This window comes from Pseudomonas brassicae (assembly GCF_010671725.1).
GTDB classification, from domain to species: Bacteria; Pseudomonadota; Gammaproteobacteria; order Pseudomonadales; family Pseudomonadaceae; genus Aquipseudomonas; species Aquipseudomonas brassicae.
In genome coordinates, this window is record NZ_JAAHBU010000606.1 from 1 (window position 1) to 725 (window position 725).

At 65.8% G+C, this 725-nt stretch carries 2 protein-coding genes; both read left to right on the forward strand.

What is annotated here, in order from left to right:
- On the forward strand, positions 1 to 107 hold a 107-nt coding region (locus G3436_RS29165), incomplete at its 5' end, for a hypothetical protein (RefSeq protein ID WP_420801262.1).
- Between the two features lie 39 nt (positions 108 to 146).
- Positions 147 to 704 carry an L-threonylcarbamoyladenylate synthase type 1 TsaC gene (gene tsaC, locus G3436_RS26560; RefSeq protein ID WP_163951321.1) on the forward strand — a complete coding sequence of 186 codons (558 nt, stop codon included), beginning with the start codon at positions 147 to 149 and terminating at the stop codon, positions 702 to 704.
- Positions 705 to 725: the final 21 nt, after the last annotated feature.

Here is a 725-nt window from a genome sequence, read left to right on the forward strand (position 1 = left end):
TGGCCAGCGGGCAGGCGTTGCCTCAGGTGCTGGCCAGCCTGACCGAGCTGGAGCTGCAGGGGCAGGTGTGCAATGAAGCCGGGCGTTGGTTTGCCCGGCCGGGCTAAGTACACTGCGCATCAGCCTTGGTATGCGGAGTAACAGCAATGGTGAACAGTTGGCGTGTGCAACAAGCCGCGCGGGAAATTCGGGCGGGTGCCGTGCTTGCCTATCCGACCGAAGCGGTCTGGGGCCTGGGCTGTGACCCGTGGAACGAAGAGGCGGTGGATCGGCTGCTGGCGCTCAAGTCGCGTTCGGTGAACAAGGGCCTGATCCTGATTGCCGACAATATCCGCCAGTTCGACTTCCTGTTCGAGGACTTCCCCGAGCTGTGGATGGACCGCATGGCCAGTACCTGGCCGGGGCCCAACACCTGGCTGGTGCCGCATCAGGGGATGTTGCCGGAGTGGATTACCGGGGTGCATGACACCGTGGCACTGCGGGTCAGCGATCATCCGGTGGTGCGCGACCTGTGTTCGCTGGTGGGGCCGCTGGTGTCGACCTCGGCCAATCCGCAGGGCCGGCCGGCGGCACGCTCGCGGTTGCGTGTGGAGCAATACTTCCACGGGCAGCTGGATGTGATCCTGGGCGGCAGCCTGGGTGGGCGGCGCAACCCGAGCGTGATTCGCGACCTGGCCACCGGGCAGGTCGTCAGAGCGGGTTGAACCCATTCGCTGGCAAGCCAG

Bases quoted from the DNA above. Each gene is read 5' to 3' on its own strand.
- tsaC (WP_163951321.1), top strand. From the start codon at position 147: ATGGTGAACAGTTGGCGTGTGCAACAAGCCGCGCGGGAAATTCGGGCG.